The following is a 20,707-nucleotide window of genomic DNA, read 5'->3' on the forward strand; positions in this document are numbered from 1 at the left end:
GATGTCTTCAATCCGCACTTTTCTGACCGACTCGCGCACGCTCTCCCTTATCGGCATCCTGGCCCTTGCGGCCTTCTTCACGCTGGGTGCCGAAACGCTGGAACTCGCATTGACATGGGCAGCGATCGCCTCGTGCGCCCTTCTCGCAATCTGGATTTCGATCTGGGCCTGGCGGCGCCGCCGGGCCGGTCTCGCCGCGTCCGCCCTCGAACGGCTACTCGAACCACGTACGGACGACGGCACAGGCCGGACGAAGGACGAAATCGAAACCTTGCGCCTGCGCATGAAGGAAGCCATCCGCACCATCAAGACATCGAAGCTCGGACTGGTCTCCGGACGGGCAGCACTATATGAGCTGCCGTGGTACATCACGATCGGCAACCCTGCGGCGGGAAAGAGCACGGCCGTCGTCAATTCGGGCCTCACCTTTCCCCTCGGTGACGCCGCCGGCAGCGTCGTGCAGGGGCTCGGCGGCACGCGCAACTGCGACTGGTTCTTCACGACGGAGGGGATCCTCCTCGACACGGCCGGCCGCTACTCCATCCATGAAGAGGACCGCGAGGAATGGCTGGGCTTTCTCGACCTGCTGAGGAAACATCGCCCGCTCGCTCCGATCAACGGGATCATCGTCACGGCGAGCATCGGCGAGTTGCTCCGCAATCCCCCGGGGGTCGCAATCGCGCTCGCCAAGAACCTGCGCCAGCGGGTTCAGGAACTCACCGAACGCCTGGAAGTGTTCGCACCGATCTACGTGATGTTCTCCAAGGCCGATCTCATCGCCGGGTTCAACGAATTCTTTCAAGACGTGGATTGGAACGAGCGCGACCGCGTGTGGGGCGCGACGCTGCCCTACGGGACCGACGGAAGCAACGACGCAATCGGGTTGTTCGACCGCCACTTCGATGAATTGTACGAAGGACTGCGCGAAATGAGCGTGGCGCAGATGTCGATTGCCCGCGGCGAGCGCATGGCACCGGGGCTGCTCACCTTCCCGCTCGAGTTCGCGGCGATCAAGCCGGTCCTGCGGTCCTTCATCGCGACGCTGTTCGAGGAAAACCCCTTCCAGTTCAAACCGATCTTCCGCGGCTTCTACATCACTTCGGCGATCCAGAGCGGCGAGACGCCCAGCAGTTCCAGCGAGCGCGTGGAAAAGCGCTTCGGACTTTCGGGCGATGGTCCGGCTGCAGCCCGGATCGCCTCGAACAACGGATTCTTCCTGAAGGACCTGTTCTCGAAGGTAATCTTCGCCGACCGCAACCTGGTACGGCACTATGCCAGCCGCAGAAAAAAACGCCTGCATCACGCCACATCGCTGACTGCAGCGGCACTGCTGGGCCTTTCTCTGGCGGGCTGGAGTTGGTCGTACGCGAACAATCGCAGCCTCGTCGAAAATGTCCGGGCCGATCTGGACCGTGCTGTCCGCCTTCAGGAAGATCGCATCGATCTGCAGTCACGGCTCGAGGCGCTCGAACTCCTTCAGGACCGCATTGCGCAACTGGAGCGCTTCGAAACGGAGCCCGCACGATCGCTCCGTCTCGGTCTGTTCCAGGGCGATGAGGTGAAATCCAGATTGCTCGAAGAGTACTACCGCGGCGTCACCGAAATCATGCTGCGCCCGGTCGGCGAAAGCATCGAAGGCTTTCTTGCTGCGGTCAATCGCAACTCGGGCCGTCTGCGGCAGGCCGACAACGCCGACCGGGGCACAAACGGCGACGCCCATCCGGACGTGCAGCCGTACAAGGAATCCTCGCCGACCAACGTCGAGGACGCCTACAACGCCCTGAAAACCTATCTGATGCTGGGCGACAAGGCACACACCGAGGTCGGCCACCTCTCGGATCAGCTCAGCCGCTACTGGCGCACCTGGCTCGATGCCAATCGCGGTTCCATGCCGCGGGAACAGATGATGCGCAGCGCGGAACGGATCATCAGCTTCCACCTGCGACATGCGAACGATCCCGGTTGGCCGACGATCGCGGGCAAGCTCTCCGTCATCGACGAAACGCGCACGACGCTGCGCCACGTGGTGCGCGGCATGCCGGCCATCGAGCGCGTCTACGGCGACATCAAGGCGCGAGCGGCCACCCGATTCCCCCCGGTGACGGTAGCTAACCTCGCAGGCCCGGGCGACACGGGCCTTGTCAGCGGCAGTCACGTGATATCCGGCGCGTTTACCGCCGAAGCCTGGCGCAGCTATGTCGAAGCCGCCATCAAGGATGCGGCCACGGGAGAACTTCGCAGTACGGACTGGGTTCTCGACACGAGCGCGAAGGACGACCTCTCCCTCGCCGGCAGCCCGGAGCAGATCCAGAAGACGCTCGTCGCGATGTACAAGAAGGAATACGTCCAGGAGTGGCAGAGATTCGTCTCGGGCATCGGCGTCAGCGGTTTCGACGGATTCCCTGTCGCCGTGGCAGCCATGAATCGGCTGGGCGACGTAAGCGCATCCCCCTTGGGCAAACTGCTGCGCACCGTGCACGAGCAGACCGCCTGGGACAATCCGGGGGTAAGCCATGCGGTAGCCGAACGCGCACAAAAGGGCTTCATCCAGTGGTTCAAGCAGTCGATCCTGCGGATGTCGCCCGCTCCGGTCACGCTCGAGGTGTCCTCGAACACGGTAACGGGTGCCAGCCCCATGGGCGCCGTCGGCCAGGAGTTCGCCGGAATCGGTCGTCTGCTCGCACGGAGGGACAACGGGGAAGCAATCCTGGACCTCTACCTGCGGCGGCTCTCGGGGCTGCGCACGCGCCTCAATCTCCTTGCCAACCAGGGCGACCCCGGCCCCGGCGCTGTGAAGCTGATGAGCGAGACGATCGAAGGCGGCAACTCGGAACTTGCAGACACACTGCGGTTCGTGGACGAGCAGGTGCTGACAGGCATGCCCGACAACCAGCGTGAAGTGCTCCGCCCGCTGCTCGTGAGGCCGCTGCTGCAAACCTTCGCGGCCCTGATCGCTCCGGCAGAACGGGAACTCGACAAGAGCTGGAATGCAAACGTGTACGAACCGTTCGGGCGTCAGCTTGCCGGAAAATACCCGTTCGACGCCAAGTCGGGCATAGAAGCGACACCGGCCGAGATCGCGCAGATCTTTGGTCCTGACGGGGCCATCTCCAAGTACGCGGCGGCAAGCATCGGACCGCTGATGATGCGGCGCGGAAACTATATCGAACCCCGGACCTGGGGCGATCTCGGTATCCGCCTGCGGCCCGAATTTCTCGCCGCGTTCCCCGGCTGGGTCGCTCCACTGGACAGTAGCAGCGCCACGCAGACCGCGGCGCTCGCGCAAACGAGCTTCAGACTGCTGCCGCAGCCGTCCCCGGGCACCACCGAATACACGATCGAGATCGACGGACAGAGGCTGCGTTACCGCAACGGCGCCGCTCAGTGGGCAACCTTCGTGTGGCCCAATCCGGCGGGAACCCCCGGCGCACGCGTCGTCGCGACGACCTTCGACGGACAGGAACTCGAGGTCGCAAATTTCGGCGGGCGCTTCGGACTCGAAAAGCTGATCAACTCCGCCACCCGAACCCGCAATGCGGACGGCTCCTTCAACCTCGTCTGGCAGGCGGGCGAGATCTCGGTGCCGGTCGCGCTCAAGATCGTAAGCAGCCCGGACGTGCAGACGGGCAAGAACACCGGAGCCGGGCCCAGCCGCAACGCCCCCCTCCCCGCCAGCGTGGCGGGCGAGGCGGCGAGGACACAAACCGACGCCGGAACGGTTGGCGCTGCCACGCTCGCCGCAACGGCTCAAGCAGGAGGGAGCCGGCCATGAAGGGGCCCACCATCAACGGCACGGGCTATTTCGGCAAATTGCCTGCACGCGGCGATTTCGTGAAGGGGGGCGGATCGGCACAACTGATCGCGATGCTCGACCGCTGGATATCGGAAAGCATGAACCTGCTGTCGACCGATCCCCGTTGGCGCATTCCGTACGACAACATGAATCCGGTCCATTTCGCCTTTGTCGGCCCGCGCAGCCGCCTCTCGGTCGTCGGCCATCTTCAGCCCAGCCATGATGCTTCCGCGCGACGCTTCCCCTTCCTCGTCGCCTCGACGATCGAGTCGGAGGCCGGGCACTCCCACCCCGGCCCTCTGGCCCTGTCCTCGCCATGGGAAAAGTTCGGGCAACTCGTCGGCCTTGCCCGGACGGCCGACGAACCTGCCCCCATGTTGCACGCCCTCGCGCGCATCGACTGCACCCAGGAACTCGCGCACATGGCACAAGCGTCAGGCGCCGATGCGGTGCCGGAATCAAGCACCATTGCGGACATCGACCGCCTGCTCGAGCATGAAGGCCACGCCGGAAACACGCGCAGCATCATCCTCGCGCTGGGCATCCTGCTGCGGCCGCTGCTCGGCAGCAACCGGCCGACAATCGAACGCGGCCTGCGCCTGCCCTTGCCCAGCGACGTCGGCCCCAGGGACGCAATGGCACAGGTGTGGGTGAACCTCGTCAGCGGCTTCGTCAGGAGTACCCCTTGCGAACTCCAGCTGCTGCTGGCGCCGGTTGCCGGACGCAATACGCTCGTCATCGGCTTCAACGGCGCATCGCCGCAGCCACTCGTCAGCCTGATCTCACCGGGGAGCGCACCCGACGCCGTAGTGAGCCTCGAAGACCCCGAATGGATCGACACGCACCCCGACCTGGTCGGCGACTACGGGATCGCCAAGCTGTCGAGCTATCTCGCACAGCCCGGGACGACCCTCGCTACTGCGCTCGCCACCTTCAGGGAAGTATTTTTCGGAGAATGATCTTGAAGCTCAGTTCCGCACTCGCTGCCGGGCTGCTCTATGCCGCGGCAGGCATGAGCGCGCAGCCCCCGCAAGCTCCTGCACCCGACGGAATGGTATACGTCACTGGAACGGTGCCCGACGAAAACGCCCGCGTGGCCATCATTGCCCGCCTGCGCGACCTTTATGGGGCCGACAAGGTCGTCGACCGGCTCGATTCGGGAGGCGTCGTCGCGCCGCCCGACTGGACCGGCCACGTCGTGAAGACACTCGGCAACGGCATCCGCGACGTTCGCCAGGGGCAGCTGGACGTGAACGGAACCCAGGTGACGATCAGCGGCAATGTCGCCAACGAAGCCCGGCGGCAGCACGTCGCCAGCGAGATTGCGACTGCGCTGAACCCGACTTACACGGTGAATAACGGTCTGCGGGTGCCGGCAGGAGCCCAGGCGCTACTCGACCGGACGCTTGCGGATCGTGTGGTCGAGTTCGAAAGCGGGTCGGCGATCCTGACGCCAACCGGCATTGCCATTCTCGATGAGATGGGGGCGGCCATTGCCGGACTCGATCGGCCCCGCGTTGACATCATCGGACATACGGATTCCACCGGAAACCGCATGACCAACATCACGCTGAGCCTCGCCCGGGCCGACGCGGTCAAGACCTATCTAACGGGCAAGGGCATCCCGGCAGCCGGCCTGAGCGCGATGGGCGCAGGCCCCGACCGGCCGGTGACGCCGAACGACACGCCCGAAGGCCGCGCGCGCAATCGCCGGATCGAATTCCGGCTCGCCGAGTGAGGACTGCCGGGCCGTTCAACGCGCCGGCGCATCCGGGGGTACGAGTCCGAGCAACTCCTCGACGTGTGAGAGCGCCCCGTCGTCCCTGACCACGGTCCGCAGCCATTCGTGCAGCGACATCTCGCCCCAGCGTGCCGCCTTGTCGGCGAGATAGGCCACCGGACTGTGGGGCTCCGTGCGTCGGAAGAAATCCGCCACCTCCCGGAGCCGCTCGATGGCATCGGCGCGCGTCACTATCGGCCCAGGCCGCATGCTGCCCGATGCTGGCTTGTCCGCCGCGCTCCGCGCATTTTCCGCAGACGAAACTGCGCCGGACTGCGAGGCGGGGGCAGACGCTTCACCGCCGCAGCGCCGCAGGGTGTCGAGCACCTCGATCAGGGCCTGGCGCACGTCATCGAAGCCAGGGCCATCCAGACCGAGTCTCGCGTCCACGACCCGTTCGAGTTCGTCCAGCGCCAGCCTTGCCGCTTCCGCCTCCGCTGAAATGCGGGCGAAAAAGTCGCGAGAAGTATCCCTGCGCGCCGCCTCGAACTGATCGAGCGTCACCGGCGCCGCGCGCATGAGGAATTCCGCCTCCTGCGGATTGCGCTCCAGGCTGGCCGCCAGAGTGCGTGCGGACTCCAGATCTGCCGTCGAGAAGCACCCACGCGACGAATCCGTCAGGGGCGTATCGCGAATGATGCGGCGGGACTGGCTGACCAACCAGTCGAGGCTCCCGGCACGCATCTCATGGTCACCATCCTCGGGCAGCGGATGGATATCGTCCCAATACGATTCGCACAGCCCCGCCACCAGCCGGTAGCCATCGGCGAGCCCGGCAAATCCGCACGTCCTCGCCACGGCCTCGGCCAGCCAGACGGCGAGGCGGACATCCTTCGCACGGGATGCCAGCGCATCCTCGCACAGACGCGCAACGCGTGGCCAGTCTGCCTCCTTCAGCGGCCTCACCCATTCGCCCTGACTCACCGAAGGGTCGTCGGCGCGGCGCGCTTCCTGGATCTCGTCGAAAAGCGCGGAGAAGGTGAGATCCTCGCCGCAGCGATTGCCGGCAAGCGGTCGAAGCAGTGCATCGAATTCCATGGGCGGTTCCGGTTCTGGCAAAACCGCCATTTTACATGACGTCAAAATACCCCGGCAGCATTCACGGACAGCTTTCAGGCGTACTGGATCAGCTCGATCTTGTAGCCGTCGGGATCCTCGACAAAGGCGATGACGGTCGTGCCGTGCTTCATCGGCCCGGCCTCGCGCACTACCTTCCCGCCGCGAGCCCGGATCTCGTCGCAGGCCCGGTACGCATCGGGAACCGCCAGCGCGATATGGCCGAATGCATTGCCCATCTCGTAGGAATCGACACCCCAGTTCCAGGTGAGCTCGATGACCGCCCCCTCGGACTCGTCTTGATAGCCAATGAACGCCAGCGTGAACTTCCCCTCGGGATAATCGTGGCGGCGCAGCAGCCGCATCCCGAGCACCTCGGTGTAGAACTTGATCGAACGATCGAGATCGCCGACACGCAGCATGGTGTGAAGCAATTTCATTTCAGCAGTCCTCTTCAGTCTTCGGCAATGAGCGCCGCATCGGCGCCATCGATGATCGGCAGCGCACGTCCGGCATCGCGCAGACGCGCGCGCGCCGCCTTCCAATCCGGATACAGCACGGTCACCACGGCCCAGAAACGCGGCGAGTGGTTCATTTCCGCGAGGTGTGCCACCTCGTGGGCGACGACGTAGTCGATGAGCGCGGCGGGCAGATGAATAAGCCGCCAGTGCAGCCGGATACCGCTGCGGCTGCTGCAACTCCCCCAGCGCGTACGTGCCGACGACAAACGCACGGCCGGCACGGCATGCCCAAGCCGGAAACAGAACTCCGCCACGCGCTCGCCGAACCACGGCAGCGCGCGAGCGCGCAGCGCACGGACCAGCGCCTTGCGTGCCCCGGGGCCGCCGGGCAACACGAGTTCTTCAACGCTGTCCGCGCCGAGGCGCCAGCGCGCCGGGCGACTGCCCTCCCCGACGCACAGACGGCACGTCTCGCCCAAAAGAGGAAACAGGACGCCATCCTCGACCGTCATCACGGTCGGCGGAACACGGACGGCGAGCTTCTCGAGCAGCCAGTCGTGGTGGCTGCGGATGAAACGATCTATTTCCGGCTGCGTCGCCGGCCACGGCACGGCGACACGAACGCCGCGGTGATCGACCTGCAGCGCGAAGCTGCGTCGCGGAGAACGCCTCAGAACGTATTCAAGATCCCGCTCGCCCAGGCGGATCCTGCAGGATTCCTCGCTTGCGGGGCGGGGCTGGCGCAACAGGCCGGCCAGTCGGCTCACGCCCTCTCCTGCCAAGCGTATCCGCGCGCTCCGATCTCTGCGCGGATGCGCGCCATCGCAGTCACGACGCTCGCGGCGGGGCCTTTCACGCCGAGCTCTATCGTCCGGACCTCGCCGGGCGCCGTCGGCACGCTCGGCAGGCTGAACAGCTCCAGATCGGGAAACTCTGCCGTCACGGCCTCCATCAGATCGACCAGTTTCCCTTCCATCGCGTCCAGCACCGTGATCGCCGCTTCGGTATAGTCAGTGGCATGGTGCAGCTGGCCGAACTGCGTATCCAGCACCCATTCGATCATCGGCCAGGCCATCACCGGAAAGCCGGGCACGAAGTAATGCCCGTGGACCGAAAAGCCCGGTACCTGGTTGTACGGATTCGGGATGATCGCGCTGCCTTGCGGATAGGTTCCGAGCTGCAGGCGATGCGGCGTGATTTCGGCGCCGAACTTCTCGCGCAGGATCGCCTCGGCCTCGGGATGGAGTGCGAGTTCCAGGCCCAGCGCAGCCGCCGCGCACTGGCGCGTGCGGTCATCGGGCGTTGCGCCGATACCGCCGAAACTGAATACCACGTCACCGGTAGCAAAGCTTTCGCGCAGCGTCGCAACGAGCCGCTGCGCGTCGTCGCCCACGTAGCGCGCCCAGGCAAGCCTGAGTCCGCGCACCCCGAGCATCTCGACGAGCTTCGCCAGGTGCTTGTCGCTGCGCCTGCCGGACAGGATTTCGTCGCCGATGATGATTGTGCCGAACGCCACCCCCTACTCCCGCACCTGCGGCACAGGCAGGGCATCGAGGACGCTTACACCCCGTTCGATGCGCTCGCGCCGCAACGCCTCGAGCATGAAATGGACGAACGCAAGGCCGCAGAACGCGGGTGCCACGAGATTGACGAAAGGCACATAGGCAAGCAGAGCGCAACCGCCGCCAAGCAGCAGCATGGATGTGCGCTGCACCCGCGGCAGCCGCTTCAGCTCCTCGCCGTCGGCGTGCAGCATCAGCGCGTCGTAACCGAACGCACGCTGGTTCAACCAGGCGGTCAACATGACAGACGCAACGAGCCCCGCCCCTGGTATCAGCCACAGAGGCAATGAAGCGACCATGCCGAACAGGAACAGCAGACCCGCGACGACCGCATTCCACGCACTGCCCAGGTTCGAGCCGCCGCGACGCAGCTCGAGGTCGCCATAGTCGCGCATCGCGACCCGCTCGAGCATCATCGGCAGCGCGAACACCGCGACCAGCAGGGCCGCAGTGACATAGATCAGCGGCAGGAATCCCAACGCAAGGGCGATCTCGACGACGATCAGCGTCGCGGCCCCACCGATCTCGGACGTCGCGATCCATTCGCCGACGAAGGCCCATCCCTGGATCCATCCCACGATCGCCTCAACCAGCGTCGACCATGACAGGATGGCAATCGTCATCCACACGACCAGGGCAACCAGACTGGGCCAAACGAGGTGCACGAACACCCCCTTGCGCCCGAGACTGCGCAATGCCCGACCAAACGCAAGCAGGATGTCGCGCATCGCCCCTCTCCGCTCAGCGCATCATCCCGGGCAACATGCCCTTCATGCCGCGCATCATCTTCTGCATACCGCCCTTGGAAAACTGCTTCATGACCTTCTGCGTCTGCTCGAACTGATTGAGCAGGCGATTGACTTCCTGCACGGTCACACCCGCCCCCGCGGCAATGCGGCGTTTGCGGCTCGCCTTGAGGACCTCGGGCTTGGCGCGCTCCAGCGGCGTCATCGAATTGATGATGCCCTCGATCCGTCCGATCGCCTTCTCCTCGACACCGCCCTGCAGCTTTCCAGCCATCTGCGAGAACTGCGCGGGCAGCTTGTCCATCATCGAAGCGAGGCCACCCATCTTGCGCATCTGCCCGATCTGCTCCTTGAAGTCGTTGAGATCGAAGCCCTTGCCGGTCTTGAGCTTCTCCGCAAAGGCACGTGCCTTCTCCTCATCGACGCCGCGCCGCGCGTCCTCCACCAGGCCGAGGATGTCACCCATGCCGAGGATCCGGCTGGCCATGCGCTCGGGGTGAAATTCCTCCAGGCCGGTGAGCTTCTCGCCCACACCGGCGAACTTCAGCGGCTTGCCGGTCACGTGCCGAACGGACAGCGCCGCACCGCCGCGCGCATCGCCGTCGAGCTTGGTGAGCACGACGCCGGTGAGAGGCAAGGCCTCGTTGAAGGCCCGCGCCGTATTCACGGCATCCTGGCCGAGCATCGCGTCGACCACGAACAGCGTTTCCACGGGATTGATCGCGGCATGGATCGCCTTGATCTCCTCCATCATCGCCTGATCGATCGCGAGCCGGCCGGCCGTATCGAACAGCACCACGTCATAGTAGTGGCGCCGCGCATGATCGAGGACCGCGAGGGCGATATCGACGGGCTTCTGGTCGGGCGTCGTCGGATAGAAATCGATCCCGGCCTGCGCCGAGACCGCCTTCAGCTGCTCGATCGCGGCAGGCCGATAGACGTCAGCCGAGACTGCGAGCACCTTCTTCTTCATCCGCTCGTGCAGCATCTTGCCGAGCTTGCCGGTGGTCGTCGTCTTGCCCGCGCCCTGCAGGCCCGCCATCAGGATCACGGCCGGCGGCTGCGTCGCCAGGTTCAGACCGATGTGGGCGCCGCCCATCAACGCCTTCAGTTCATCGTGCACCACCCCCACCAGGGCCTGGCCGGGCGTCAGCGATCCGACAACTTCCTGACCGACCGCCTTCTCCTTCACCCGCGCGATGAAGTCCTTGACCACGGGCAGGGCCACGTCGGCCTCGAGGAGCGCAAGGCGCACCTCGCGCATTGCATCCTGGATATTGTCTTCGGTGAGGCGCGCCTGGCCACGCAGGGTCTTGACGACCTTGGAGAGGCGCTGAGTGAGATTGTCGAGCATATTGGCTGGGGCCCTAGGCCTTGGAGTAAACTGCGGGGAACTATGCAAACCATTCTACTTCATCTGTTCGCCGCGACGCTCTACGCGGTCCTGGGCGCCCACTTCTGGCGAGTCACGGCTCGCGCAGCGCCGAACGAGCCGAGGCGCAGCATGTCCGCCGCGGAACGGTTCACGATGTTCGGGGCGATCATTGCCCATGGGTGGGCGCTGCAGGGAGAACTGTTCCCCGGCGAAGGCATGCGTTTCGGCTTCGGCTTCGCCGTATCGCTGGTCATCTGGCTGGCAGTATGCTTCTACTGGATCGAGACCTTCTACGCCCGCCTCGACGGCCTGCACGGCTTCGTCGTCGCAGCCGGCGTCGTGGGCAGCCTGCTACCCCTGGGCTTTCCGGGACAGCATCTCCTCGTGAATGCCGGAAGCCCCGGATTCCGCGCCCATTTCATCATGGCGATGCTGGCCTACAGCGTATTCACGCTGGCGGCGCTGCACGCGATGCTGATGGCCATCGCGGAACGGCAACTGCACAGCGGGCGGCTCACCAGGACCTTCGCCAACCTGCCCCCGCTGCTGACGATGGAGACGCTACTGTTCCGGCTGATCGGGATCGCGTTCATCCTGCTGACGCTCACGCTGAGTTCGGGCGTCGTGTTCTCGGAAGCGCTGTTCGGGCAAGCCTTCCGCCTCGACCACAAGACGGTCTTCGCGATCGTCTCGTGGCTGCTTTTCGGGGCGCTGCTCGTCGGACGGCGCGTCTGGGGCTGGCGCGGCCGCGTCGCGCTGCGCTGGACGCTGGCCGGCTTCATTGCACTGGTGCTCGCGTACGTCGGCAGCCGTTTCGTGGTCGAAGTGCTGCTCGAACGCACCACCTGAACCCGGGCAGGCGGCCCGGACTGCCGCCAGACGAATCGACCGCGGTCTTTACAATTCCTTACGCGGCGGGCAAGATCAAATGTCAGTTAGCTAAGATCGGGACATGGCAGCAAACCCCCAGACCGCCCTGAGCGGACTCGCGCGAGCACTGATACAGCACGGCCGACTCTCGGAAGCCGACGCGGTCACGTGCACCAAGGGCGCGGCAAACGTCCCGAACGGATTCATCCTCGAACTTGCGCAGCGCAAGCTCCTGACTCCGAAGGCCGTCGCGTGGTTCGCCGCCGAAACATTCGGCTATCCGCTGCTCGACATCTCGTCGGTGGATCGCGCCAGCATCCCCCGCGATGCGATCGACCGCAAGCTGATGGCCAAGCACCAGGTCGTCGCGCTGGGCAAGCGCCAGAATCGCCTCACCGTTGCGACTGCCGACCCGTCCAACATGCGCGCGCTCGACGAGATCCGCTTCCAGACCGGAATGCAGGTCGATCTCATCGTCGTCGAAGCCGACCGCCTGGCGCGCCTCGCCGAGACGCTGTCCGAATCGACCGAGGACACGCTGAAGGAGCTTACGGGCGAAGAGTTCGACATGGACCTCCTGCAGGATCAGGAGACCGGTACCGAACAGCCAGCCGATGACGCCTCCGCCGAAGTCGACGACGCCCCCGTCGTCAAGTTCATCCAGAAGGTCCTGATCGACGCGATCAACGAAGGCGCGTCCGACATTCACTTCGAGCCATACGAGAAGTACTACCGGATCCGCGTCCGCACCGACGGCATCCTGCGGGAAATCGCCCAGCCGCCGCTGATCCTGAAAGAAAAGATCGCGGCACGCATCAAGGTCATCTCGCGCCTGGACATCTCCGAGAAGCGCATCCCGCAGGACGGACGCATGAAGCTCGTCCTGTCGAAGAACAAGTCGATCGACTTCCGCGTGTCCTCGCTGCCGACTCTGCATGGCGAAAAGATCGTCATGCGTATTCTCGACGCCTCGTCTGCCATGCTCGGAGTCGATGCACTGGGCTACGAACCGGACCAGAAGAAACAGCTGCTCGACGCCATCGAGCGTCCGTACGGAATGATCCTTGTGACCGGGCCGACCGGCTCGGGCAAAACCGTTTCACTGTACACCTGCCTCAATATCCTGAACAAGGCGGGCGTAAACATCTCGACCGCAGAGGACCCCGCGGAAATCAACCTGGCCGGCATCAATCAGGTCAACGTCAACGACAAGGCCGGCCTGACTTTCGCCGCGTCACTGCGCGCCTTTCTGCGCCAGGATCCGGACGTGATCATGGTCGGCGAAATCCGCGACCTCGAGACTGCCGAAATCTCGATCAAAGCGGCCCAGACCGGCCACCTCGTGCTCTCGACACTGCACACCAACGACGCCCCGACCACGCTCGAGCGCCTGCGCAACATGGGCGTCGCACCGTTCAACATCGCTTCGTCCGTGATCCTGATCACCGCACAGCGCCTGGCGCGGCGGCTGTGCACGTGCAAGCAGCCGGTCGACATCCCGGTCGAAGCCCTGCTCGAGGCCGGATTCAGCGGCGAAGACCTCGACGGCAGCTGGCGCCCTTACGGCCCCGTCGGATGCGAACGCTGCAAGGGCAGCGGCTACAAGGGGCGCCTCGGTATCTACCAGGTCATGCCCATTTCAGAGGAAATTGCCCATATCATTATGACCAACGGCAATTCGATGGACATCGCCGCGCAGGCTCAGCGCGAAGGCGTGCGCGACCTTCGCCAGTCCGGCCTGCTGAAAGTGAAACAGGGTGCGACCTCGCTCGAGGAAGTGCTCGCCACCACCAACGAATAGGGAACATCGAACGCTCATGGCGACCACCACCCGAGCCCGAGGCGCCGCCGCCGGCCCCAAGGAAACCCTCTATACGTGGGAGGGCAAGGACAAGAACGGCAAGCAGGTGCGTGGCGAAATGCGCGCAAGCGGCGAATCCGTAGTGCAGGCCACCCTGCGCCGTCAGGGAGTGCAAGTCCTCAAGGTCAAGAAGGCCAAGATGTCGCGCGGCCACAAGATCACCGACAAGGACATCGCCCTCTTCACACGCCAACTGGCGACGATGATGAAATCCGGCGTCCCGCTGCTGCAGGCCTTCGACATCGGCATCAAGGGATCCGGCAACCCCAGCCTCGCGCGTCTGCTCAACGAGGTGCGCAACGACGTCGAAACGGGATCCAGCCTCTCCCAGGCCTTCAGCAGGCATCCGGTGTATTTCGACAAGCTGTTCTGCAACCTGGTCGGCGCCGGCGAGCAGGCAGGTATTCTCGACGGACTCCTCGACCGCATCGCGACCTACAAGGAAAAGATTCTCGCGATCAAGGGCAAGATCAAGTCCGCGATGTTCTACCCGATGGCGGTCATCGTCGTCGCGGCGATCGTCGTCACCGTGATCATGCTGTTCGTGGTGCCCGAATTCAAGAAGGTATTCGCGAGCTTCGGCGCCGAGCTTCCCGCACCAACAATGATCGTGATCGGCATATCCGATGCCTTCGTCCAATACTGGTACGTCGTATTCGGCATCATCGCGGGCGTCATCACCGGAATCAGCTACACGTACAAGCGCTCGACAGCGATGCAGATCGCAGTCGACCGGATAATACTCAAGCTGCCCGTCGTCGGCGAGATCGTGCTGAAAGCGACGATCGCGCGCTGGACTCGGACACTATCGACGATGTTTGCGGCCGGCGTCCCGCTCGTCGAGGCCTTGGATTCGGTTGGCGGAGCCTCCGGCAACTACGTGTACCAGACGGCGACAAAGCAGATCCAGACCGAAGTCAGCACCGGCACCAGCCTGACGGTGGCGATGCAGAACTCGAACGTATTCCCCAGCATGGTCGTGCAGATGGTCTCGATCGGCGAGGAGTCGGGCCAGCTCGACTCGATGCTGGGGAAGGTCGCCGACTTCTTCGAACAGGAAGTCGACGACGCCGTCGCCGGCCTGTCGACCCTACTCGAACCGATCATCATGGTCTTCCTCGGCGTGGTCATCGGCGGCCTCGTCGTCGCGATGTACCTGCCGATCTTCAAGCTCGGCCAGGTCGTCTGACCCCTCCCTGCCGCCCGGTGCGCACGAACCGGGCGGCGCCACGCAAGCCCTCCCATGCCTGATTTCCTTCGCGACCCGATCCTGTTCACCTCCCTCGCAACGCTTCTCGGCCTGTTCGTCGGCAGCTTCCTGAACGTCGTCATCCATCGCCTGCCGCAGATGATGGAGCGCGAATGGCATGCGCAGGCCGCGGAATTGCGCAACGAACCGCTCCCCCAGCAGGAAACCTTCAACCTCGCCACCCCGCGCTCACGCTGTCCGCACTGCGGGCACCTGATCACCGCACTCGAGAACATCCCGGTCGTCAGCTACCTGATGCTGCGGGGCCGCTGCCGTCATTGCAGCGCCCCCATCAGCCGTCGCTACCCCGTCGTCGAGCTGCTGACGGCGGTCCTGTCGGGCTACGCGGCCTGGCATTTCGGCTTCGGACTTGCCGCGCTCGGCGCCCTGGCTTTCGTCTGGACGATGATCGCACTCGCCTTCATCGACCTCGACACCCAGCTCCTTCCCGACAATCTGACGCTGCCCCTGCTGTGGCTGGGACTCGCGCTCAACCTCGGCGGCGCCTACGCGGACATTTCCGCGAGCGTGGTCGGTGCGATGGCCGGCTACCTTGCGCTGTGGTCGGTGTATTGGCTGTTCAGGCTCGCAACCGGGAAGGAAGGCATGGGTTACGGCGACTTCAAGCTGCTCGCCGCCATCGGGGCCTGGTTGGGATGGCAGATGCTGCCGCTGACGATCCTGTTCTCGTCGCTGGTCGGCGCAGCGGTGGGCATCGGCTTGATCGTCTTCGCGCGCCACGGGCGCAACGTCCCCATACCGTTCGGCCCCTATCTTGCCGCGGCAGGCGTGCTGGCGATGTTCTGGGGGCAGACCCTGACAGGCCTCTACCTCGGGACCTTCTGATGCGGGCTTGAAAACCCGCCGGGCACCCCCACATCGCAGTAGCTGTCATGCTCGCGCGCGACGGACGGCTCCCTTCTCGCCAATGCTGCGTTGCGCTAGACTTAGAAGCTTGATTTCCGGAGGTTGCCATGCCCATTTATGAATATCGTTGCGACAGCTGCGGGTTCCAGAAGGAACATCTCCAGAAGATGAGCGACGAGACGCTCACCGTCTGCCCGTCGTGCAACGCGAACAGCTATCAGAAGCTGCTCTCCGCAGCCGGCTTCCAGCTGAAGGGCACCGGCTGGTATGCGACGGATTTCAAGGGGGGCGGTTCCGCCCCGGCGAAATCCGAACCCGCCGCGACGCCGGCAGGCTGCGGCGGCGCGTGCGCCTGCCACCCGGGCTGAGGGCGACCGCGGCACGTGAAAAAGTATTTCATTACCGGACTGCTGATCTGGATCCCGCTCTCGATCACCTTCATGGTCCTGGCGTGGATCGTCGGCACGCTCGACCAGATCATCGAATGGCTGCCTAAAGGCCTTCAGCCGCGAAACCTGCTCGGCTTCGACATTCCCGGTGCCGGCCTCGTGGTCGGCGTCGTCATACTGCTGAGCACCGGCCTCATTGCTGCCAACGTCATCGGGCAAAAGGTCGTCCGCTACTGGGAGGCCCTCCTTGCCCGCATTCCGGTGGTGAAATCGCTCTACTATGGCGTGAAGCAGGTTTCGGACACGCTTTTCTCCAGCTCCGGCCAGGCTTTCCGCAAGGCACTGCTCGTCCAGTACCCGCGCCAGGGCTCGTGGACGATAGCCTTCCTCACCGGCAAACCCGGCGGCGACGCAGCCACTCACCTCAAGGGCGAGCATGTCAGCGTCTATGTGCCGACGACGCCGAACCCCACCTCGGGCTTCTTCCTGATGATGGCCAGGGAAGACGTGATCGAACTCGACATGAGTGTCGATGAAGCCCTGAAGTACATCATCTCGATGGGCGTGGTGGCACCTCCCGCGCACGTCGCTCCAGCGCGCTCGGCGCTCTTGAATGAGTAACCTCGCGGCCCGCAGCGGCCGCGCCTTCGTTTCGGAACTGAACCCATGCGAACCAAGTACTGCGGACAGGTAAACGCCGCCGACCTCGACCAGACCGTGACCCTGTGCGGCTGGGTACACCGCCGCCGCGACCACGGCGGAGTCATCTTCATCGATTTGCGCGACCGGGAAGGTCTCGTGCAGGTCGTGTGCGACCCCGACCGCGCCGAAACCTTCCGCACGGCGGAATCGATCCGCAACGAGTACGTGATCAATCTGACCGGCAAGGTCCGCCGCCGCCCGGCAGGCACCGAGAATCCGAACCTCGTTTCCGGCGAGATCGAGGTGCTGTGCCATACCATCGAGGTGCTCAACGCATCCGTGACGCCGCCGTTCCAGCTCGACGACGACAACCTGTCGGAGAACGTGCGACTGGTGAACCGGGTGCTCGACCTGCGCCGTCCGCAGATGCAGAAGAACATGATGCTGCGCTACAAGGTCGCGATGGCCTTCCGCCGCTTCCTCGACGGGCAGGGGTTCATCGACATCGAAACGCCGATGCTCACTAAGAGCACGCCGGAAGGTGCCCGCGACTACCTCGTGCCTTCGCGCGTCCATCCGGGCCAGTTCTTCGCACTCCCCCAATCACCGCAGCTCTTCAAGCAACTGCTGATGGTCGCCGGCTTCGACCGCTACTACCAGCTCACGAAGTGCTTCCGCGACGAGGATTTGCGCGCTGACCGCCAGCCGGAGTTCACCCAGGTCGATATCGAAACCTCGTTCCTGAACGAGACCGAAATCACCGCGATCATGGAAGACATGATCCGCTTCGTGTTCAAGGAAGCGCTCGCGGTCGAACTGCCGAATCCGTTCCCGCGCATGACCTACGCCGAGGCGATGCGCCGTTACGGCTCGGACAAGCCGGACATGCGCGTGACGCTGGAACTGACCGAAGTTACGGATGCGGTCCAGGACGTGGCCTTCAAGGTGTTCAGCGGCCCGGCGACCAGCGGCGGTCGCGTCGCCGCGCTGCGCGTGCCGGGCGGCGCCTCCCTGACGCGCGGCGAGATCGACGAGTACACCAAGTTCGTCGGCATCTATGGCGCCAAGGGTCTCGCCTACATCAAGGTCAATGACGCCGCGCAGCCGAACGAGACGGGCCTGCAGTCGCCCATCGTCAAGAACCTCCACGAGACCGCGCTGCGCACCATCCTGGAGCGCACCGGCGCACAGTCCGGGGACCTGATCTTCTTCGGCGCGGACAAGACCAAGGTGGTCAATGACGCTCTCGGCGCCCTGCGCATCAAGCTCGGCCATGAAAAGGGCTACGTCACCGGCGACGCCTGGCGTCCGCTGTGGGTGGTCGACTTCCCGATGTTCGAATACGACGAGGAAGACAAGCGCTGGGTTGCCTGCCACCACCCCTTCACGAGCCCGAAGGACGAGCATGTCGACCTGCTCGAATCGAACCCGGGCGAGTGCCTCGCGAAAGCCTATGACCTGGCGCTGAATGGCTGGGAGATCGGCGGGGGCTCGGTACGTATCCATCGTGCGGATGTGCAGTCGCGCGTATTCGAAGCGCTCAACATCGGCCCCGAGGAGCAGCAGCTCAAGTTCGGCTTCCTGCTCGACGCCCTCAAGTACGGCGCACCGCCGCACGGCGGCCTCGCGTTCGGCCTCGACCGCATCGTTACGCTGATGACGGGTGCCGAGTCGATCCGCGACGTGATCGCCTTCCCGAAAACCCAGCGTGCGCAGTGCCTGCTCACCGACGCACCGAGCGCCGTCGACGAGAAGCAGCTGCGCGAACTGCATATCCGTCTGCGCCAGAAGGTCGAGACCCAGGTCGAAGTCGCCAAGACCTGATCAACCCCGCACGCGGGATGATCGGAGGGCAGATGGGCGACCATCTGCCCTCTTTGTTTGAGCGCTGCATGCCATAGGCCACGGGGCGTGCGGAAAAGCTACAGATTTTCCCCGACAGTGCCGTAAGCTAGGGACACGCCCCGACGCAGAGTCATCTGTACAGCCCGTAATGGAACCATGGCAGACCTCGAACGCCTGACCCTACTCATCGTCGAAAGCAATCAGGGCATGCGCAGCCAGTTGCGCTCGATGCTCAACAGCTTCGGTATTGCCAACGTCAAGTTTGCGCCCTCGGCAGGTGCGGCCATCAGCCGCCTGCGCGACCACCGCCATGACGTAATCCTGAGCGAATACAACCTCGGAGAGGGCCAGGACGGCCAGCATCTGCTGGAGGATCTACGCAACAAGGAGATCATTCCGCTCGACACGCTGTTCATCATGATCACGGGCGAGCGCAACTACGAGCGCGTCATCAGCGCGGCGGAACTTGCTCCCGACGACTACATCCTGAAGCCGCTCGCACCCGACATGCTGCGCATGCGGCTGCAGCGGGCAGTGGAGAAGCGCGACACTTTCCTGCCTGTCTATCGGCTCGTCGAAGCCGGAGAAACGCAACAGGCCATCGATGCCTGCGCGGCCCGGGCGGAAACCTATCCGCGCTACCGCATCGATTTCCTGCGCCTCGAGGCGGAATTGCACGCCGCGCTCGGGCATTCCGACCAGGCTGAAGGCATCTACCGCACGATCCTCGCGGCAAAGGTGGTGCCGTGGGCACGGCTCGGCTTGGCCAAAATGCTCTTTGCGAACAAGGATTACGCCGCTGCGGAAGAGATTCTGAGCACGCTGGTGGCTGAAAACAGCCGGTACGTCGATGCCTACGACTGGCTCGCCCGCACCCGCGAGGAAACCGGCCACATCGAGGAGGCGCGCGACGTATTGACGAGTGCTGTCGCCCTTTCGCCTCACCGTCTGGGACGTCTGCGTCATCTCGGTAACGTCCAGTTGGCCGTCGGGGATGGTCCTGCAGCAGAGCGGACCCTGGCCGAGGTTGTGCGCAAGGGCAAGTACTCGGATTTCCGCGATCCGGAGGACCATGTGCTCCTGGTGCGGGCGCAACTCAGCCAAGGCCGTACCGAGGAAGCGCAGGCGACGATCCACGATCTGGAGTCGAGCATGGGAGGTATGCCGGCGACACCGGTATGCGCCTCGCTGTCGAAAGCCCTCTATCACACCCGCACCGGTGCAGCGGATCTCGCGCAGGCAGCACTCCAGGACGCACTGCAGGCGGGCGCTGCCCTGTCATCCCTGTCGTTCGACATGAAGCAGGAACTCGTCAAGGCCTGCCTGGACAACGGCATGGAGGCGGAAGGCAGTCAGTTGGTGGTCGACATCCTGCGCAACGCCGCCGACGAACGCACGGTCCAGAAAACCCGCGCGATCCTGCAGGAGCGAGGACACGGCGATCTGTCGAACGAGCTTGAGGAGCGTGTCCATGTCGAGGTGCGTGGTCTCATCGCCGCCGGTGCCGACAGGGTCAAGGCGGGCGACTTCGACGGCGCCGTGCGGGAGATGATGGCGGCGGTACAGAAGATGCCAGGGAATCCGCACGTACTCTTCAATGCGGCCCTCGCCTTGTTGCGGCACATCGAGAACCGCGGCTGGAACGAGCGCCTTGCGGCACAGGCGCGTGGCCTGATCGCGCGCACGCGGCGGCTCGACCCCAGCAACCCCCGCCTCGACGCGCTGAGCGGCTTCATGCAGCAGCTGGCCCGGAAATACAATCCGCGCCAGAGCGGCTGAGCTCGGGAATGTGCCATTTCGGGCGATAGACCCAAGGCAGACCGGCCCCAGGAGATTCACTTGCGTGCATTGATACTCAGGTTCGCGCTCTTCGCTGCAGCGACGCTCACGGCTTTACCGGGATGCGGCCGCGGACCGGACAGTTCGACGGGCGCAGACGCACTCCCGCGGGAGGCGCTGGCCACGCTGGTGCTGATCGACCGCGGGGGCCCCTTCCCTTATCGCAAGGACGGCACGGTGTTCCAGAACAGGGAACGCCAGCTTCCCGACAAGCCTCGCGGTTACTACCGCGAATACACGGTGCCGACGCCGGGGGAGAACGACCGGGGCGCCCGCCGGATCGTCACGGGAGGGAATCCTCCCGAGGTGTATTACTACACCGCCGACCACTATCGCAGTTTCCGCCGGGTCGATCCGCGGCGCTGATGCGGG

18 protein-coding genes are annotated in these 20,707 nt (G+C 64.6%); 12 read left to right on the forward strand and 6 right to left on the reverse strand.

Features of this window, described 5'->3' with window-relative positions; genetic code table 11:
• Position 1 precedes the first annotated feature (1 nt).
• Genes tssM through F464_RS0106390 form a run of 3 tightly spaced genes read left to right on the forward strand, consistent with a single transcriptional unit; the run spans position 2 to position 5,531 of the window.
• Complete coding sequence (gene tssM / locus F464_RS0106380; protein ID WP_018988957.1) at positions 2-3,772, forward strand: type VI secretion system membrane subunit TssM; 3,771 nt, start codon at positions 2-4, stop codon at positions 3,770-3,772.
• Positions 3,769-4,752, forward strand: coding sequence for a type VI secretion system-associated protein TagF (gene tagF / locus F464_RS0106385; protein ID WP_018988958.1), 984 nt, complete (start codon positions 3,769-3,771; stop codon positions 4,750-4,752). The genes tssM and tagF overlap by 4 nt, the downstream gene beginning before the upstream one ends.
• A gap of 53 nt (positions 4,753-4,805) precedes the next feature.
• Positions 4,806-5,531: an OmpA family protein gene (locus tag F464_RS0106390; RefSeq protein WP_198292233.1), complete on the forward strand. Its 726-nt coding sequence runs from the start codon at positions 4,806-4,808 to the stop codon at positions 5,529-5,531.
• 15 nt (positions 5,532-5,546) lie between these two features.
• Here F464_RS0106390 and tssA read toward each other — a convergent pair whose 3' ends face one another.
• The 6 genes from tssA to ffh form a co-directional block, all read right to left on the reverse strand.
• Positions 5,547-6,611, reverse strand: a complete 1,065-nt coding sequence (gene tssA / locus F464_RS0106395) for a type VI secretion system protein TssA (RefSeq protein ID WP_018988960.1) — start codon at positions 6,609-6,611, stop codon at positions 5,547-5,549.
• Positions 6,612-6,685: 74 nt separating this feature from the next.
• Positions 6,686-7,069 carry a lactoylglutathione lyase gene (gloA, locus tag F464_RS0106400; protein ID WP_026295799.1) on the reverse strand — a complete coding sequence of 128 codons (384 nt, stop codon included), beginning with the start codon at positions 7,067-7,069 and terminating at the stop codon, positions 6,686-6,688.
• A gap of 14 nt (positions 7,070-7,083) precedes the next feature.
• Complete coding sequence (locus F464_RS0106405; protein ID WP_018988962.1) at positions 7,084-7,857, reverse strand: M48 family metallopeptidase; 774 nt, start codon at positions 7,855-7,857, stop codon at positions 7,084-7,086.
• Complete coding sequence (locus F464_RS0106410) at positions 7,854-8,606, reverse strand: competence/damage-inducible protein A (protein WP_018988963.1); 753 nt, start codon at positions 8,604-8,606, stop codon at positions 7,854-7,856. Before F464_RS0106410 ends, F464_RS0106405 begins: the two co-directional genes overlap by 4 nt.
• Before the next feature lie 3 nt (positions 8,607-8,609).
• Positions 8,610-9,380 carry an EI24 domain-containing protein gene (locus F464_RS0106415; RefSeq protein WP_018988964.1) on the reverse strand — a complete coding sequence of 257 codons (771 nt, stop codon included), beginning with the start codon at positions 9,378-9,380 and terminating at the stop codon, positions 8,610-8,612.
• Positions 9,381-9,393: 13 nt separating this feature from the next.
• Entirely contained in the window at positions 9,394-10,752 is a 1,359-nt protein-coding gene (gene ffh / locus F464_RS0106420) for a signal recognition particle protein (RefSeq protein ID WP_018988965.1), read from the reverse strand.
• Between the two features lie 42 nt (positions 10,753-10,794).
• Here ffh and F464_RS0106425 point away from each other — a divergent pair, with 42 nt between their 5' ends.
• The 9 genes from F464_RS0106425 (at position 10,795) to F464_RS0106465 (ending at position 20,701) form a co-directional block, all read left to right on the forward strand.
• Positions 10,795-11,622 (forward strand): cytochrome C assembly family protein, encoded by an 828-nt coding sequence (locus tag F464_RS0106425; protein WP_018988966.1) that lies wholly within the window; start codon positions 10,795-10,797, stop codon positions 11,620-11,622.
• Between the two features lie 103 nt (positions 11,623-11,725).
• Positions 11,726-13,444, forward strand: a complete 1,719-nt coding sequence (pilB, locus tag F464_RS0106430; protein ID WP_018988967.1) for a type IV-A pilus assembly ATPase PilB — start codon at positions 11,726-11,728, stop codon at positions 13,442-13,444.
• 16 nt (positions 13,445-13,460) lie between these two features.
• Positions 13,461-14,693, forward strand: coding sequence for a type II secretion system F family protein (locus tag F464_RS0106435; RefSeq protein WP_018988968.1), 1,233 nt, complete (start codon positions 13,461-13,463; stop codon positions 14,691-14,693).
• 54 nt (positions 14,694-14,747) lie between these two features.
• The gene (locus F464_RS0106440) at positions 14,748-15,599 is read left to right on the forward strand and encodes a prepilin peptidase (RefSeq protein ID WP_018988969.1); all 852 of its coding nucleotides are present in this window, start codon (positions 14,748-14,750) and stop codon (positions 15,597-15,599) included.
• A 128-nt stretch (positions 15,600-15,727) separates the two neighbouring features.
• Positions 15,728-15,988, forward strand: a complete 261-nt coding sequence (locus F464_RS0106445) for an FmdB family zinc ribbon protein (protein WP_018988970.1) — start codon at positions 15,728-15,730, stop codon at positions 15,986-15,988.
• A gap of 15 nt (positions 15,989-16,003) precedes the next feature.
• On the forward strand, positions 16,004-16,630 hold the full coding sequence (locus tag F464_RS0106450; RefSeq protein WP_018988971.1) for a DUF502 domain-containing protein: 627 nt from the start codon (positions 16,004-16,006) through the stop codon (positions 16,628-16,630).
• 45 nt (positions 16,631-16,675) lie between these two features.
• Positions 16,676-18,475, forward strand: coding sequence for an aspartate--tRNA ligase (aspS, locus tag F464_RS0106455; RefSeq protein ID WP_018988972.1), 1,800 nt, complete (start codon positions 16,676-16,678; stop codon positions 18,473-18,475).
• A 177-nt stretch (positions 18,476-18,652) separates the two neighbouring features.
• Positions 18,653-20,275 (forward strand): response regulator, encoded by a 1,623-nt coding sequence (locus F464_RS0106460; protein WP_018988973.1) that lies wholly within the window; start codon positions 18,653-18,655, stop codon positions 20,273-20,275.
• A 60-nt stretch (positions 20,276-20,335) separates the two neighbouring features.
• Complete coding sequence (locus F464_RS0106465; protein ID WP_018988974.1) at positions 20,336-20,701, forward strand: ribonuclease domain-containing protein; 366 nt, start codon at positions 20,336-20,338, stop codon at positions 20,699-20,701.
• The last annotated feature ends 6 nt before the right edge of the window (positions 20,702-20,707 follow it).

Origin of the sequence: Aromatoleum toluclasticum ATCC 700605 (assembly GCF_000378245.1) — a bacterium.
In the GTDB taxonomy this organism is placed as follows: domain Bacteria; phylum Pseudomonadota; class Gammaproteobacteria; order Burkholderiales; family Rhodocyclaceae; genus Aromatoleum; species Aromatoleum toluclasticum.

What these genes read in the sequence shown, in the direction of transcription:
- pilB (WP_018988967.1), top strand. Translation starts at nt 11,726, where the DNA reads ATGGCAGCAAACCCCCAGACCGCCCTGAGCGGACTCGCGCGAGCACTG.
- F464_RS0106415 (WP_018988964.1), bottom strand. Translation starts at nt 9,380, where the DNA reads ATGCGCGACATCCTGCTTGCGTTTGGTCGGGCATTGCGCAGTCTCGGG.
- tssA (WP_018988960.1), bottom strand. Translation starts at nt 6,611, where the DNA reads ATGGAATTCGATGCACTGCTTCGACCGCTTGCCGGCAATCGCTGCGGC.
- F464_RS0106445 (WP_018988970.1), top strand. Translation starts at nt 15,728, where the DNA reads ATGCCCATTTATGAATATCGTTGCGACAGCTGCGGGTTCCAGAAGGAA.
- F464_RS0106440 (WP_018988969.1), top strand. Translation starts at nt 14,748, where the DNA reads ATGCCTGATTTCCTTCGCGACCCGATCCTGTTCACCTCCCTCGCAACG.
- F464_RS0106390 (WP_198292233.1), top strand. Translation starts at nt 4,806, where the DNA reads ATGAGCGCGCAGCCCCCGCAAGCTCCTGCACCCGACGGAATGGTATAC.
- F464_RS0106435 (WP_018988968.1), top strand. Translation starts at nt 13,461, where the DNA reads ATGGCGACCACCACCCGAGCCCGAGGCGCCGCCGCCGGCCCCAAGGAA.
- aspS (WP_018988972.1), top strand. Translation starts at nt 16,676, where the DNA reads ATGCGAACCAAGTACTGCGGACAGGTAAACGCCGCCGACCTCGACCAG.
- tagF (WP_018988958.1), top strand. Translation starts at nt 3,769, where the DNA reads ATGAAGGGGCCCACCATCAACGGCACGGGCTATTTCGGCAAATTGCCT.
- F464_RS0106460 (WP_018988973.1), top strand. Translation starts at nt 18,653, where the DNA reads ATGGCAGACCTCGAACGCCTGACCCTACTCATCGTCGAAAGCAATCAG.
- gloA (WP_026295799.1), bottom strand. Translation starts at nt 7,069, where the DNA reads ATGAAATTGCTTCACACCATGCTGCGTGTCGGCGATCTCGATCGTTCG.
- tssM (WP_018988957.1), top strand. Translation starts at nt 2, where the DNA reads ATGTCTTCAATCCGCACTTTTCTGACCGACTCGCGCACGCTCTCCCTT.
- F464_RS0106425 (WP_018988966.1), top strand. Translation starts at nt 10,795, where the DNA reads ATGCAAACCATTCTACTTCATCTGTTCGCCGCGACGCTCTACGCGGTC.
- ffh (WP_018988965.1), bottom strand. Translation starts at nt 10,752, where the DNA reads ATGCTCGACAATCTCACTCAGCGCCTCTCCAAGGTCGTCAAGACCCTG.